Origin of the sequence: Mucilaginibacter aquatilis (assembly GCF_009755275.1) — a bacterium.
GTDB classification, from domain to species: domain Bacteria; phylum Bacteroidota; class Bacteroidia; order Sphingobacteriales; family Sphingobacteriaceae; genus Mucilaginibacter; species Mucilaginibacter aquatilis.
The window spans coordinates 294880-309177 of the sequence record NZ_WQLA01000003.1 but is presented as its reverse complement, the minus strand read 5'-3'; the positions used below and the strand labels follow the sequence as shown (position 1 = coordinate 309177).

The 14298-nt window shown below is 39.0% G+C and carries 12 protein-coding genes; 10 read left to right on the top strand and 2 right to left on the bottom strand.

What is annotated here, in order from left to right:
• Positions 1 to 725 precede the first annotated feature (725 nt).
• The 4 genes from GO816_RS09090 (at position 726) to GO816_RS09075 (ending at position 9258) form a co-directional block, all read left to right on the top strand.
• Positions 726 to 911 (top strand): hypothetical protein, encoded by a 186-nt coding sequence (locus tag GO816_RS09090; RefSeq protein WP_157541452.1) that lies wholly within the window; start codon positions 726 to 728, stop codon positions 909 to 911.
• 200 nt (positions 912 to 1111) lie between these two features.
• Positions 1112 to 2206, top strand: a complete 1095-nt coding sequence (locus GO816_RS09085) for a hypothetical protein (RefSeq protein ID WP_157541450.1) — start codon at positions 1112 to 1114, stop codon at positions 2204 to 2206.
• 250 nt (positions 2207 to 2456) lie between these two features.
• Positions 2457 to 6710, top strand: coding sequence for a hybrid sensor histidine kinase/response regulator (locus GO816_RS09080; protein WP_157541448.1), 4254 nt, complete (start codon positions 2457 to 2459; stop codon positions 6708 to 6710).
• A 136-nt stretch (positions 6711 to 6846) separates the two neighbouring features.
• Positions 6847 to 9258 (top strand): PAS domain S-box protein, encoded by a 2412-nt coding sequence (locus GO816_RS09075; protein ID WP_198171465.1) that lies wholly within the window; start codon positions 6847 to 6849, stop codon positions 9256 to 9258.
• 107 nt (positions 9259 to 9365) lie between these two features.
• On the opposite strand, the gene GO816_RS09070 is transcribed toward GO816_RS09075, so the two are convergent.
• Positions 9366 to 10130, bottom strand: a complete 765-nt coding sequence (locus GO816_RS09070; protein WP_198171464.1) for a hypothetical protein — start codon at positions 10128 to 10130, stop codon at positions 9366 to 9368.
• A 398-nt stretch (positions 10131 to 10528) separates the two neighbouring features.
• On the opposite strand from GO816_RS09070, the gene GO816_RS09065 reads away from it, so the two are divergent.
• The 6 genes from GO816_RS09065 (at position 10529) to GO816_RS09040 (ending at position 13650) form a co-directional block, all read left to right on the top strand.
• A complete protein-coding gene (locus GO816_RS09065; protein ID WP_157541443.1) occupies positions 10529 to 10948 on the top strand; it encodes a MarR family winged helix-turn-helix transcriptional regulator in 420 nt (139 codons plus the stop codon).
• Entirely contained in the window at positions 10949 to 11212 is a 264-nt protein-coding gene (locus GO816_RS09060) for a DoxX family protein (RefSeq protein WP_232336532.1), read from the top strand. It abuts the gene before it with no gap.
• A 162-nt stretch (positions 11213 to 11374) separates the two neighbouring features.
• A complete protein-coding gene (locus GO816_RS09055; RefSeq protein WP_157541441.1) occupies positions 11375 to 12055 on the top strand; it encodes a type 1 glutamine amidotransferase domain-containing protein in 681 nt (226 codons plus the stop codon).
• A 23-nt stretch (positions 12056 to 12078) separates the two neighbouring features.
• Positions 12079 to 12501, top strand: a complete 423-nt coding sequence (locus GO816_RS09050; protein WP_157541439.1) for an organic hydroperoxide resistance protein — start codon at positions 12079 to 12081, stop codon at positions 12499 to 12501.
• Between the two features lie 45 nt (positions 12502 to 12546).
• Positions 12547 to 13179, top strand: a complete 633-nt coding sequence (locus GO816_RS09045) for a nitroreductase family protein (protein ID WP_157541438.1) — start codon at positions 12547 to 12549, stop codon at positions 13177 to 13179.
• Between the two features lie 219 nt (positions 13180 to 13398).
• Positions 13399 to 13650: a DUF3072 domain-containing protein gene (locus GO816_RS09040; protein WP_157541436.1), complete on the top strand. Its 252-nt coding sequence runs from the start codon at positions 13399 to 13401 to the stop codon at positions 13648 to 13650.
• 109 nt (positions 13651 to 13759) lie between these two features.
• On the opposite strand, the gene GO816_RS09035 is transcribed toward GO816_RS09040, so the two are convergent.
• Positions 13760 to 14164, bottom strand: coding sequence for a hypothetical protein (locus GO816_RS09035; RefSeq protein WP_157541434.1), 405 nt, complete (start codon positions 14162 to 14164; stop codon positions 13760 to 13762).
• Positions 14165 to 14298 lie beyond the last annotated feature (134 nt).

Genomic DNA, 14298 nt, shown 5'->3' with positions numbered 1-14298 from the left:
AGTCAATCTAATCACCGCTTTTAAGTGACAGTGCTGAACTTTATACCAATCACTTTTAATTAAACGTAACAATTGAATCAAATACATTTTATAAGCCGGAATATGACTTCGCTAACACCAGCAGTTTATAATGCAGCAGATATTCAAAGTAAATAAACTTTCAAGAGACTGCTCAAACACTAAATTTCAGCAAACCGCGTTTAATAGGTTAATTCCTGTAAAGGCATTTACCCGTATTAACATATATGGTTAACAGTAGAGCAAAGCAATTAAAAATAATTCTGCTTAGTGCGGGATATTTATTTGTTGTGCTCAGCCATGTAGCGCTTATCATGCCTGGTTATATTGTTGCACCCAAGGCAGCTGTATTTAAAGCAAAGCATCTTTCCAATAGCTATGAGGTTAAGGGCAAACGTGTCATCACGGTAAAGAAAGTAAGCAAATCAACACTTCACAGGCAGTCGTTCAAAAAATATTTAAAGGCATTAACTGGCAAACCTCTTTCAGCATTTAAAATTCGTTTTCTTACACATGCATTGCCTTTAAACTTTGGCAACCACTTATTACGCTTTATTCAATTGATCAAGCAGCCTCTCTTCCATTTCCGTTTATGATTACTGTTTTATTTGGCTAAGGCTGACTATACTAACAGCAATTCACTGTATTAAATAAACCGCTTACCTGCTGCCTAACACAGCATTTATGGTTGGCATAAACTTACTATTATGAATTTTATTGATAAATTGGTTGAAGGACTTGAACTTAAATATATTGGCAAACGCTTTGCAGGCTTTAATGAAGAAGATCCGTACGTTACATTTTTAGGTTACGATACTCCAGGGTGGTCTTACATTTGGGTGAAATATAAAGGCCGCCATATATACACCTCTATAACTGATGTTTCGTTATAGCATTTGTTACTAAATTACACCAAAAAGCCGCTAAGCCTTAAGGATTAGCGGCTTTTTGGTGTATAAAACTTACTAAAACCATTTTCCATTCATCCTGCCTCAGCTTATAAATAACTGATAATAGTTTGTACTACACTTGTAGCGGCTAATACAACATTATAATCACGTGACTGTTTAATCAAGCAAACTCAACTTTTGAAATGAAAATACTCCCCATTGTTATAACCATTATCATTATAGCCCTGCTGGTTTTTTTGGGTGTTAAATTTTTAAAAAGCATAGAAAAAATCAATGATAAATTACCGGGAAAATTTAACCATTACCAATCTATCGATAGCTTAAAAACTATTAAATCAGGCGGTATACAACTAAAGCTGCTGATTACCGGCCAAGAAGAAATTCAATCTATAATTACTAAGGACAACAATGTTATTCTGTACTCTATATCGGATAAAGACACCAACACATTCATAAAATTAAATGGTGACGGTGATGTTATAGACTCATTGGTTATAAGCTGCAGACCTTACAATCTGGCGTTTGTAAATGGTTTTATAATAGACAAAAAGAATAATGAATATTATAATTGGAGCTTAACCGGCAAAAAAACACCAATAAAAATAGAAGTGCAAAATGCCAGCTTTAGTTGGGATGTTGAAAACGAGAAAGAGGAGATAAAGAAGATTGCTAAAGAATCTTCAGCAGTATACGTTGATTTCAAAGAAGAGGAACTTAAACCACAGCCACAAGTTAGTGGAAAATTACAAGCCATACAAGCCATGAAGATGTATACTGTACTTACTTATTTTAATAACGATAAATGCATTCAATTCAGCACTAGGCAAGACGTTAGCAAGTATTTCCCATACTCGTACACTGAGGAACTTTTGGTCAATAGCTTGTTCAAGCATATCGACACTGCTGCTCGCAGACAGAAGAAATTCATAAAGAGTGTAAATGTGAATTACAAATTGTTTCAGCGCACTAAGTACGAAAAGGTTCGCTTTTCGGGCGGAGGTGGCAATGCTCCGGGTTTTGATGTTGAACTATACCATGGAAACCTATTTACTGACATAGCGTTCAAGAAAGACACCTTACGGCTCAAAGAATTTATGTACCAGGATAAAAGCTGGCAGCAATCGGAAATTACAGTTAACGGAATTAAATTAGGTACCTTGACGAAAAATAAAGCTCAACCACCCATTATAATTGAGGGATACGGCTTTTACACCAATCCTCAACTTGGCTATGCCTTGTTTACCAACGATGATAAAAAGGTTTATATTATTAAGTAAGGCTTCGGAAAAATCCTTTGAAAAAACACTATTAACTTGTATAAAAGGGCAAAGAATTAAAATCAACTGTTCACTAAATAATTTATAATGATAACTATATTAACTTTATTTAGACTTATTGTAATTACCAACCAAAATCTTTATTGTATGGTTAGAAAGCTTAAATTGGTGAACTAATTCCGGCACTACTGTTCAGGCTTTTATATAAACCGGCCTGATCGAAAATTACACATTGAAGGAATTTGTTCTTATGGGACTTATTGGTAAAATATACCTGTTTTTATTTTTATTTATTTATTGTGGCTTTACAGCGTATGGCCAGCGTGAGGTTATCAATCTTTCTCCCTTCAACAGCTTTCAGGGACTTTCGCAAAACACTATCAATGCTGTTATCAGAGATCATTATGGCTTTATTTGGATAGGCACACAAGATGGGCTTAACTGCTATGATGGATACAAAAACATCGTATACAAGCACCGAAGCAATGACGCTAACAGCCTTCCGGCAAATTATATTTCATCTATTTGTGAAGATGCTCACGGCGATATTTGGATAGGAACCAGAACCGGCGGACTTAGCAGGTATGATCGCCGAACAGAATCGTTTTTCAACTATTTAAACGTAAAAAATAAGGGCTCAGCCGCATTCAGTGAAAAAAACATTAATACTGTATATGCAGGCAACGGTACAATGGTTTGGATAGGGACCGATAAATCACTTATCCAATATGACCTGCAAACCAAGCTCTTTAAAGACTACCAATCGCTTTCCTTGCCTATTTCGCCCGGCGTAGCAGCTATATATACGGTTTACCAGGCCGGCAATTATAATTTATGGGTAGGAACTGACAACGGATTACGATTATTTAATATTCTTAACAAAAAGTGGCTTAATCCTCACATCAGCAATATTAAAGCAAGTAAAAGTGCTGTTTATGCCATAAATGAAGATAAGGACAATAATTTATGGCTGGGAACCAGCACCGGGCTTAGCTTGTTAAACGTAAAAGACGGTAAAATTATCTCCTATGCTGTTGAACCGGACAAAAACTCTGAAAACAAAACTAATCCTGTTTATTGTATAGCACAAAGTGGAAACATACTTTGGCTCGGCACCAATACAACGCTACAAACTTTTGATATCCAAAAAAGGGAACTAATTAAACTTCCAATAAAAACATCAGACGGCAGCAACATGCCTAATGATGCAGTATACTCTTTGTTGAGTGATGCAACCGGAACTTTATGGATAGGCACATCGAGCCAGGGCATATTAAAGTATAATAAAAACATCACGATTGTTGAATGGTTCAAGGCGGCTAATTACTCGCTTCCTTCAGCTCAAAATATTATAAGGTCCATGGCCGAAGATGGCCGTGGAAATCTTTATCTAGCAACTGATGATGGATTAGATTATGTGGAGCAATCTGGTAAACTTATTAAACACTATCATCACCTATCAAACGGCAACAGCTTATCAAGTAACTACACAACCGATGTTTTGGTAACTAAAGACGGCAACACAGTTTGGATAGGTACGTCAAATAACGGCCTCGATAAACTTGATATCAGAACAGGAAAGTTTCAAAACTACAGCTCAGGTACCGGCGCTGACTCTATGAACTGCAAGTCAGTAGCCATGTTGATGGAGGACCGTAATGGAAAGCTTTGGATTGCCACAGGTTGGGGTGGAATAAACATATTAAACCCTGCAACAAATAAGTTCCAAAAGCTGACCAATTCTCCTGCTAATAAAAACAGCATTGCGGATGACGCCGTTCAAACTATTTATGAAGACCGTACTGGAAACGTATGGATTGGAGGCTATACAAATGGAATAAGCATTTATAACCCTCAAACAAAAACTTTTACACGCTTAAATACTGGTAACAGCAAGTTAACAAGCAACGTAATCAGTGATTTTTACGAAGACAGGCTTGGCAATATGTGGATTGGGACCATGGAGGGTGGTTTAAACTGCTACCATGCAAAAAGCAAAAATATAACGGCACTAACCGAGCAGCAAGGCCTTATTGATAACACCATACATTCAGTATTAGGAGATAAGTACGGTAAGCTTTGGCTTAGTACCAATCAAGGTATTATGAGGTACAACCCTCAAACTAAACGTTTGAAAAAACTGGACAGGTTTAACGGATTAAAAAGCATTGAGTTTAATATTGGGTCGGGACTTACATTAAAAAATGGCAACATCATCATTGGCAGTATAAACGGGTACACCATTATAAACCCTAAAAACGTAACAGTTAACACTACCCCGGCAGATGTTGCCATTACCGGTTTATGGATATTAAACAAAAAAGTTAACGCAGGTCAGCGAAAATCGGTACTTCAAAAAAGCATTCTTAACACATCGTGTATTGAGCTTAACGCAGGTCAATCAGTTATCAGCATCGATTTTGCCGCGTTAAATCATACCATACCCGAAAGAAATAAGTACGCTTACCGGTTAAATGGCTTTGATCAAAACTGGATTTACACTGATCAGCGCAGAGTAACTTATACCAATCTTGATGCCGGAACCTATGTATTCGAAGTTAAGGCAGCTAACTACGATGGCTATTGGAATGGAATAGTGCGTTCGTTAACAATAACTGTGCGGCCCCCATTTTGGAAAACCTGGTGGTTCAGGTTATCTGTATTGTTATTTTTATCGGCAGTGTTGTATCTGTCTTATCGATTCAGGACGCTTTACTTAAGGCAACAACGATTGGAGCTCCGTAGACAAGTACGCGAACGTACTGCGGAAGTAGTATCGCAACGAGACTCCTTAGTCAAACTCAACGATGATCTTCAGCGCCAGTTCGAAATTTCACAAGCTCAGTCTGAAGAGTTGCAGGCACAGGCAGAAGAATTGCAGGTGCAGTCGGAAGAGCTAATGTCAGCCACTCAAAACCTTGAAGCGATGAACACTCAACTGGCCGAACAAAAGGAGGTTGAGCAGCGTGCCCGTGAAGATGCCGACCGGGCCAATAAAGCTAAAAGTACCTTTTTAGCTACTATGAGTCATGAAATACGCACGCCTTTAAACGGCGTTTTGGGTATGGCCTCACTCCTATCTGCTACTGAGCTGAATAAAGAGCAGCACGAATATACCGATGCCATTTTGCAAAGCGGCCAATCTCTCTTGAACGTAATCAATGACGTTCTTGATTTTTCAAAAATCGAATCGGGTAATTTGGAGTTGGATCCGCAGGACTTTGAACTAAGGGCCTTAATTGAAGAGGTAATGATGATGTTTGCTGCTAAAACAGCCGACACAGGGGTAGAGTTGTTTTGCCATATTAAAGGTGATGTTCCACCGCTCCTTTGCACCGACAGCATTCGTTTGCGTCAGGTTTTAATTAACTTGGTGGGTAACGCCTGTAAATTTACTGATAAGGGTGAAATTGTGATTAAAGTGAGTAAACTCTTTAGTGACGATGAAAGGTTAACATTACTATTTGAGGTAAAGGACACCGGAATTGGTATTCCGGCAGATAGAATTAGCAACCTGTTTGAAGCCTTTAATCAGCTTGATTCATCGGTGACACGTAAATACGGAGGATCAGGCCTTGGTTTGGCAATTTGCCAAAGATTGGTGCGCCTGATGGGTGGCCAAATAAGGGTAAGCAGCAAGCAGTCATCAGGTAGTGTATTTTCATTTACTATAGAGTGTAAAACAGCTAGTAGTGTAAACTCAGACTCTACCGCTGTAGGAACTTATTGGCCAGGTAAAACTGCAATTGTCAACAATAACGAAACCTGCACAGCTATTTTAAAAGAACACCTTGAAGATAAAAAGATCGAGGTTTGTACCTATAAAACTGGTAGAGAAGCAATCGCAGCAGTAGAAACGAATGATTTTAAGTTAATCATTGCAGGTCAGAACACTGATGATATGACCGGCAAAACTTTTTGCCTGCAACTAAGGAACATAGCATCCCAATGCCCGGTAATTTTAATAACAGGCTTGGGCATGGACATATCAAACAGCGATTTTGGAGCCAACTTTTACACACTAACTAAACCTGTAAGGTTAAATGAACTGCATGCCTTGGTTAATCGCATGGCTAAGGACTATAATGCCGCACCTGCCAAGGATATAAAATCGGTTCTGTCGCAAGATTTTGCTACACATTATCCTTACAAAATGCTGGTTGCAGAAGACAATGCCATGAACCAAAAACTGATTGTTCGCATACTGAACCGACTGGGCTATCAGCCTGATTTGGCAAATGACGGACAAGAAGCGCTGGAAAAGGTAATGGTTACCAACTATGATATTATCCTGATGGACATACAAATGCCAAATCTTGATGGATTGGAAGCTACGCGTTTGATAAGAAACCGTTTAGGCAACAAGCCTATAATTGTAGCTCTTACAGCAAATGCACTTACTGAAGATAAACAGTTATGTTTTGAGGCAGGAATGAATGGCTACTTAACAAAACCATTAAATTTAGACAACTTGATGAACACCTTGCAAAATTTGCATTCTTAAATCAGATACTAAATAAATATGCACCTTATAATTCGTAAAGTTGCGTGAACATATGTTTTTGCGAATCTAATTTACCATTAAGGAAACACTTTATATCTTTGAGGAAAACTATTGATTCATTATAATGCCTGCTGAAATGTTACCAGAGCATGTTTTGCTCGAAACCATAATGCACTCCAACGAAGCTATTGCTATTTATTCAAGTGAAGAATTGCATATCAGCTTCGCAAGCGATGCCATGTTAAGAATATGGGGCAAGGATCGTGATATTATTGGGAAAACATTTGAGCAAGCTATTCCTGAAATAATTGGTCAACCCTTTACAGCGCTGTTGCAGGAGGCCTGGCATACGGGTGTAACTTATACCGCAACAGATACACCTGCCACCGTTAAGATTAATGGTGTGATGACCACTTCCTACTTTAATTTTGAGTACAAAGCCGTTAAAGATGCTTTTGGTAAAACCGTGTGCTTACTTCATACAGCAACAGATGTAACCAAACAGATTGATTCTCAAAGAGCATTAAAAAAGAACGAACATCAATTACGCCAGCTTATTATGACTGCACCAATGGGTATGTGCATTATTAAAGGCGAAGATTTGGTTGTTGAATTAGCTAATAAGCCAATGCTCCGGATTTGGACCCGTTCAGCCGAAGAGATGATGGGCAAGGGTTTGCTGGATGTTTTCCCTGAATTAAAAGAGCAATCATTTCCAAGATTGCTTAAAAGCGTACTTCAAACTGGCGAACCTGTAAATATATCTGAAACGGTAGCTGAGATAGCAGAAACAGATGGAACGATCAATACAGTATACATCGACATTTCATATCAACCACTATTTGATTTAAACGGAGTACCCGAAGCTATTCTGGCAACCGTTATTGATATAACAGAAACGGTTCGTATACGCCAAAGACTTGAGGAAAGCGAAAGGAAGCTACAGGATGCCAATGAGGAATTAAGTGCAATTAATGAAGAGCAGGAATCAATAAATGAAGAGCTTACTTCTACAGTTGAACAGTTGGTTCAAACCGAATCATTATTGCAGCAAACAAACCTCGAACTTACGGAAAGCAAGGACAGGTTACAAACCATACTTGATACTGTGGCCGAAGGCATAGGTATTACAGATACTAAAGGCAATGTAATTTACTCGAACGAACGTGCTCAGGAGATTTTGAAAGTTGACCGTGAAAGTATATTAAAACGTAAAAACAGTTCGCCTGAATGGTCTAATTGTCATTTGGACGGAAGCCCGATGTTGCATGAAGAACACCCTGTAAGTGTGGCAATATCAAGCAATAAGCCGGTTTACAATCATTTATTTTTGATTCAGGCTAAGGACGAAGATCCGATGTACATCAATATGAATGCGTCGCCAATACGTGATAAAAGCGGTAATATAACCGGAGCCATAGGTAGCTTTACAGATGCCACCGAAAGTCACCAGTTACATCTGGAACTTGAGCAAGCTCATCGCTTATTAAGTGAGCACGATGAACAACTAAGACTTGCAATCCAGTCGGCTGAATTAGGTACGTGGTACATCAATGCCGAAACAAAGGAATTTATTCCATCAAACCGCTTGAAAGAAATGTTTGGCTATTATCCGGATGAGACGATGCCTTATGATGCTGCTATTACGCAGGTAGCGGAAGAGTTCAGAGATAAAGTAACTAACGCCGTTGAAGCTGCCTTAACAAAAGGAGAATCTTATGATTTGGAATATCCCATCATTGGCTTCCGCGATAAGCAATTACGTTGGATAAAGGCAACCGGAAGATTGTATCCATCTGCAAAAGAAGGACAACCCGGGCACTTTTCAGGCACTGTTGCTGATATTACTGAACGCAAGCTTGATGAACAACGCAAGAACGACTTTATAGGCATTGTAAGTCACGAGTTACGCTCTCCACTTACTTCAATGAGTGGCTATGTACAGATGCTGATGTTAAAATCTCAAAAAAGTAATGATGCAGTTATTAACGGCATAGCGAGTAAGGCCAAACGCCAGATTGACCGCATGATGGCACTTATAAGCGGATTTTTGGATGTAGCACGTATGAGCGAAGGCAAGATACAGCTTAAACGCAGCTGTTTTGATATGGCTCATTTGGTTAAATTGGCCGAAGAGGAGTCTATGGCTACTCATACATCGCACCAAATTGTCTTTCACCCGGTGGAATATACGCCCATTGAGGCTGACCAGGACAAGATTGAGCAGGTATTAGTTAATTTTATAAATAACGCAGTAAAGTATTCGCCCGAAGGTAGCGCCATTAATGTGTCTTGTTATTCAACCGGCGGCAAGGTCAAAGTTTCGGTGAGCGATCAGGGTATGGGGATTTCAGCTAAAGATCAGCCCCATGTTTTTGACCGATTCTACAGGGTAGAAAGCGACAACATGAAGTTCACAAAAGGGTTCGGTATAGGGTTGTATATTTGCAAAGAGATTATTGAGCGACACGACGGTAAAATTGGCGTTAGCAGCGAATTGGGCGTAGGTAGTGAATTTTGGTTTGAGTTGCCTATAGATAACCAATAATAACGCCGCATACAACAAAACCTATCGGTAGCAATTGCTAAATCATCAATAATTTATCAACGCCCGTTGCTTCGGTAAAAGCTTATAAACACATTAGTTTAATACTGTTACTTATGCTTGATTATAAAGGCCCTACCCTGTCCAAAGCGCGGCCCATAAATAAGGAACGCAGGTGCTGCTTTTTTTAATAACCGCGGAAATTTACAGTAGGCCAATTCTGTTTCAAAATCGTTTGACTCCAAAAACATAAAACCGTCTTTTGTTGCGGGTGATCGGAATCTTAAAGTTTCACCTGCTATGTGCAAATCGTAATAAGCCATGCCAGACCACGCCGGAGCCGGACCTGCACCATTGGGACTACCCATTCCACGTAATGGCGTTAACCAATATGTTTCAAAATGTTCAATTTCAAAATGCTTAAGGTAAAGCTCTGCGCTCTTATTTTTCCACTGCGGAAAATTCGGAACATAATCAAGCATTAAAACGCTATTGGCCTGCCAAGGCTGTTTTATGCTGTAAAAGTTGCTGATTTGTCCAACTGGTTTACCACTTTCATCAAAGTAACAAATGTTCTTCTGCTCGTCGAGTAGTCCTTCGGGGCGTTTCACGTTCTTTACATATTCATTTGTGGCTATCATAAACTGGTTTTTTACTGTATCATAATGTACAAAGCCACCATTTTTGGGCCAATAACGGGCAGGTTCAAGATGCTGTAAAGCTGTATCCAGCTCCTGTGAACGATCTGAACCGTATTCCCCATGAAAATACTCAATAGTTTTACCTTTCAGTTTCAGCTCTACCAAAACGAAGTTTTCACTTTCAATTGGTTGTCCCAAGGCTGGGTAGTCCTTTTGCAGATTCCTGGCCTTCATTTTATTAACGAGTATAAGTATAAAAGGCACTGCAATAATTGCCAGTAATACGATTAGTATATTCACCATCCTTTTCATTTTAAATATAATTGGACTAAAGCTAAGTTCAACAAAATAAGCACTTTGAATTGGCTCACAATTGCTTTGTATTTATTACCTGCTGCAACCTTAACACAATTTTATCAAATTATATTACAACTCGTAATATCTTCTACCACACTAATAACCAAAATTAAACCCAACAATAGCGTTTTACTTGACCAATAAATCAAGGTTTTTAAATAACGGTTCAAATATCTCCGCATGTTTTACTTACTCTGCTCTAAAAAAGACAGAAATACATATTTTACAAAATTATATTGTGCAAAACATTTTTAAATTTGTGCCGTTATATACTCATGGAAGATTTACTGAAGCTTGAAAACCAGATATGTTTCCCGGCATATGCGTTCTCCAGAAACCTTACTAATTTATACAGACCACTGCTCGCTGAATTGGATATTACCTATCCTCAATATTTAGTGCTAATGGTTTTGTGGGAGCATAAAGAGCAAACTGTTAATCAATTAGGTGAAAAGCTACATTTAGATACAGGCACCCTTACTCCTCTTTTAAAAAGATTAGAACTTAAAAAATTAGTTAACAGAACAAGAAGTAAGCAGGACGAGCGTATTGTATTAATCTCTCTTACAACATTGGGCATTAAACTAAAGGAAAAGGCGCAACATATACCTATGGAATTGGTAAAGTGCTCAAACGTTTCTATTGATGAGCTTATGCAGCTAAAAGCTCTTTTAAATAAAGTCTTAGGTAAGTAAATGCATCGCTCAACCATAAAAAATATTGCCCGTGTGGTACTCGGTGGCTTTCTTGCCTTTGCTGGTGTAAGCCACCTCACATTCAACCGCTCTGAGTTTTTGGCGCAGGTACCTGCCTGGTTACCTATAAATCCAGACTTAACAGTTGTGCTGTCGGGAATAGTAGAAATCAGTTTAGGCTTAGCCCTTGTCTTTGCGGTTAAATACAAAAAAATGGGTTGGGCTGGCTACTGCCGCATTTTTTGTAGCAATTTTTCCGAGTAATATATCTCAGTATGTAAATAAAATTGATGCATTTGGTCTCAACACTGATACAGCCAGGTTAATGAGGTTGTTCTTTCAGCCTGTATGAATTCTTTGGGCTTTATGGAGTACCAGTGCCTTAAAGAAGAACAAGCAATAATTATAACATTTAAACAATAACCTATGAAAATTTTATTTGTAGTTACATCTCACGATCAATTAGGCAACACAGGTCATCAAACAGGTTTTTGGGTTGAAGAGTTTGCCGCGCCATATTACAAGTTTACCGATGCTGGCTACGAAGTTGTAGTAGCTACTCCAAAAGGCGGGCAGGCACCTATTGACCCTAGCAGTGAAGCACCATCGGCACAGACAGATGCAACCGAACGCTATTATAAGGATGCTAAGGTACAGGAAGTAATAGCTAATACGCATAAGCTTGCTGATGTTAAGGCTTCAGATTTTGATGCCATTTTTTACCCGGGCGGTCATGGCCCGCTTTGGGATTTAGCTAACGATGAAACATCGGCACGGTTGATATTAGACTTTTACAACAGCGGCAAATTAGTAGGTGCCGTTTGCCATGCCCCTGGCGCATTCAAAAACGTAAAATTTGAAAACGGCCAACCGTTTGTAAAAGGAAAGAACGTAACCGGGTTTTCAAACACTGAAGAAGCAGCCGTTAAGTTAACAGATGTAGTTCCCTTTTTAGTAGAGACTGAATTGCAAAACTTAGGTGCGAATTACAGCAAAGTTGAAGATTGGGGCGTGCACGTTGTAGAAGACGGATTATTAATTACCGGTCAAAATCCAGCATCTTCAGAAGGTGTGGCCGAAAAAATGATTGCCCGCTTAAATAAATAATACGCCTTAACAGATTAATTGAAATGAAAACTATTTATACCGCGGATGCAACCGCAACAGGTGGCCGCAATGGCCAGGTTAAGAGCAGTAATGGCGTTTTAAACCTTGAAGTTAGGATGCCTAAAGCACTTGGAGGTGCCAATGATAATTACACCAACCCCGAGCAGTTATTTGCTGCAGGTTATGCTGCTTGTTTTGATAGCGCTTTAAACTTAGTTATAAGGCAGGAGAAGATTGAAGTTGGAGATACCCAGGTTACAGCAAAGGTTAGCATTGGTCAGAATGATGCAGGAGGCTTTGGCCTGGCTGTGGATCTTGAGGTTAACATTACAGCAGTCGAGCTTGATAAGGCCAATGAGGTGGTAGCAAAAGCTCATGAAATATGCCCATATTCAAATGCAACACGTGGGAATGTTGAAGTGCGTTTGGTAGTCACCAATAATTAACAACTAATGGCGGCATGATCACTGCCGCTAAAAAATTTATAACAAATGTCATTGATAGAAAGTTTAAAGTGGCGATATGCCACAAAAAAATATGATCCTTCAAAAAAGGTAAGTCAGGAAGATATAGATAAAATTGTTGAAGCCGCGCGTTTGGCACCCACTTCATCGGGTTTGCAGCAATTCAGAGTATTAGTGGTATCAAACCAGGAGATCAAGGAAAAACTTGCTCCAAGCTCGCTTAATCCGGAGGTAATGGTAGATTGCTCGCACGTATTAGTTTTTGCGGCATGGGACAGCTACACCGCTGAAAGGATAGATACCATTTACGACCGTATTACCGACGAGCGGGGTTTGCCGCGCGGACGGTTTAGCAGTTACACTGACAAGATTAAGAACATTTATCTTAATGAAACGCCTGAGGAAAATTTTGTGCACACAGCAAGGCAATCATACATAGCCTTTGCAATGGCAATTGCTCAAGCTGCCGAGCTTAAGATAGACAGCACACCCGCCGAGGGTTTCAATAATGCCTTGGTAGACGAGCTGCTTGATCTCAAAGCAATAGGATTGAAAAGTGTGACCTTATTATACTTAGGCTATCGTGATGAAACAGATTGGCTTGCATCAATGAAAAAAGTGCGGAACCCTACTGATGAGTTCGTCATTGAGTACAAATAATTTAAGCAAGGTTTTAGTCTCTTTTTTAAAAGATATTAAACTATTAATAAGGACTACATCTATATATGTGGTCCTTTTTTTTAAAGACAGGTATTCTCATAAATTCCGGTCTGACTTCTTAATGTGGTGATTATAGCTTAAAGTTGTTCGACGGTTTTTTGAACATCATAAAACATTTGTTAGAAACGCAGCGTTATTACTAATATAATTAGCATAAACATGGAAAACAAAAAGCAAGAGGAAAGTTTGTTTAACGAAGAAACAACTGCAGATATCAAAGGATCAAACATGGTTAAAGATCCTGACAATTGGACAACCGGCGACGAGCCTATGACGGGTGCCCAACACTCTTACCTGGAAACACTTTCTGCCGAAGCTGGAGAAGAGATGGACGAAACCCTGAATAAGGCCGAAGCTTCAAAACGCATAGACGAACTACAGCATCAAACCGGGCGCGGTGTTGATAAGTAGCAGATATAAAAGCAGCCCAACCAAATGGACTGCTTTTATTTTTTAGTGGCCGCCAGTATTAAACGTCAGTTGGCTAATTTGTAGCACAAGCTAATGCATTTTAAAGCACTTAATGACCTTTGCGCTGCTTGCGCCATTCCGCTAAATTATACTGGCGGTTTATTTTAGCATCGTAATAAAAAATCTCGAAAGTTTTTGGGTCTACAGCAAACTGATAATAATTTAAATAAGTAGGCGCATTATCATTTACGTTTACTTGATAATAAGGTATATACAGTTCGGGCTGTGCACTAATCATCAAAGTAATTTCTGTTTTGCCTCCACTTTTTTCTCGTATCTGTTTTGCACGCTGCTGCACTTCCGGAAGGTTGGCAATCAACGTTAAAATCTTTTTTTCTCTAGGGGTATTAGCCCTAATTTCTTGTGCCGAAACGTCAAGCACACACCACTTAAAAAAAACTGCCGCTAATAACACTAAGCGCATAATATAATATGTTGCTATAATTTTTGCCAATTTAATTATTATAACAATCACATTGACCCCAATTCAGGCTTAGCTCAATTTAATGGTGTTGAATATTAAAATTTCTGACATAAAATCGATTTGTTTGGAATAGTGGGTTACCAAACCGCAATATCCGGTATTAA

Bases quoted from the DNA above. Each gene is read 5' to 3' on its own strand.
- GO816_RS09075 (WP_198171465.1), top strand. From the start codon at position 6,847: ATGTTACCAGAGCATGTTTTGCTCGAAACCATAATGCACTCCAACGAA.
- GO816_RS09085 (WP_157541450.1), top strand. From the start codon at position 1,112: ATGAAAATACTCCCCATTGTTATAACCATTATCATTATAGCCCTGCTG.
- GO816_RS09065 (WP_157541443.1), top strand. From the start codon at position 10,529: ATGGAAGATTTACTGAAGCTTGAAAACCAGATATGTTTCCCGGCATAT.
- GO816_RS09045 (WP_157541438.1), top strand. From the start codon at position 12,547: ATGTCATTGATAGAAAGTTTAAAGTGGCGATATGCCACAAAAAAATAT.
- GO816_RS09055 (WP_157541441.1), top strand. From the start codon at position 11,375: ATGAAAATTTTATTTGTAGTTACATCTCACGATCAATTAGGCAACACA.
- GO816_RS09040 (WP_157541436.1), top strand. From the start codon at position 13,399: ATGGAAAACAAAAAGCAAGAGGAAAGTTTGTTTAACGAAGAAACAACT.
- GO816_RS09070 (WP_198171464.1), bottom strand. From the start codon at position 10,130: ATGAAGGCCAGGAATCTGCAAAAGGACTACCCAGCCTTGGGACAACCA.
- GO816_RS09050 (WP_157541439.1), top strand. From the start codon at position 12,079: ATGAAAACTATTTATACCGCGGATGCAACCGCAACAGGTGGCCGCAAT.
- GO816_RS09090 (WP_157541452.1), top strand. From the start codon at position 726: ATGAATTTTATTGATAAATTGGTTGAAGGACTTGAACTTAAATATATT.
- GO816_RS09060 (WP_232336532.1), top strand. From the start codon at position 10,949: ATGCATCGCTCAACCATAAAAAATATTGCCCGTGTGGTACTCGGTGGC.
- GO816_RS09080 (WP_157541448.1), top strand. From the start codon at position 2,457: ATGGGACTTATTGGTAAAATATACCTGTTTTTATTTTTATTTATTTAT.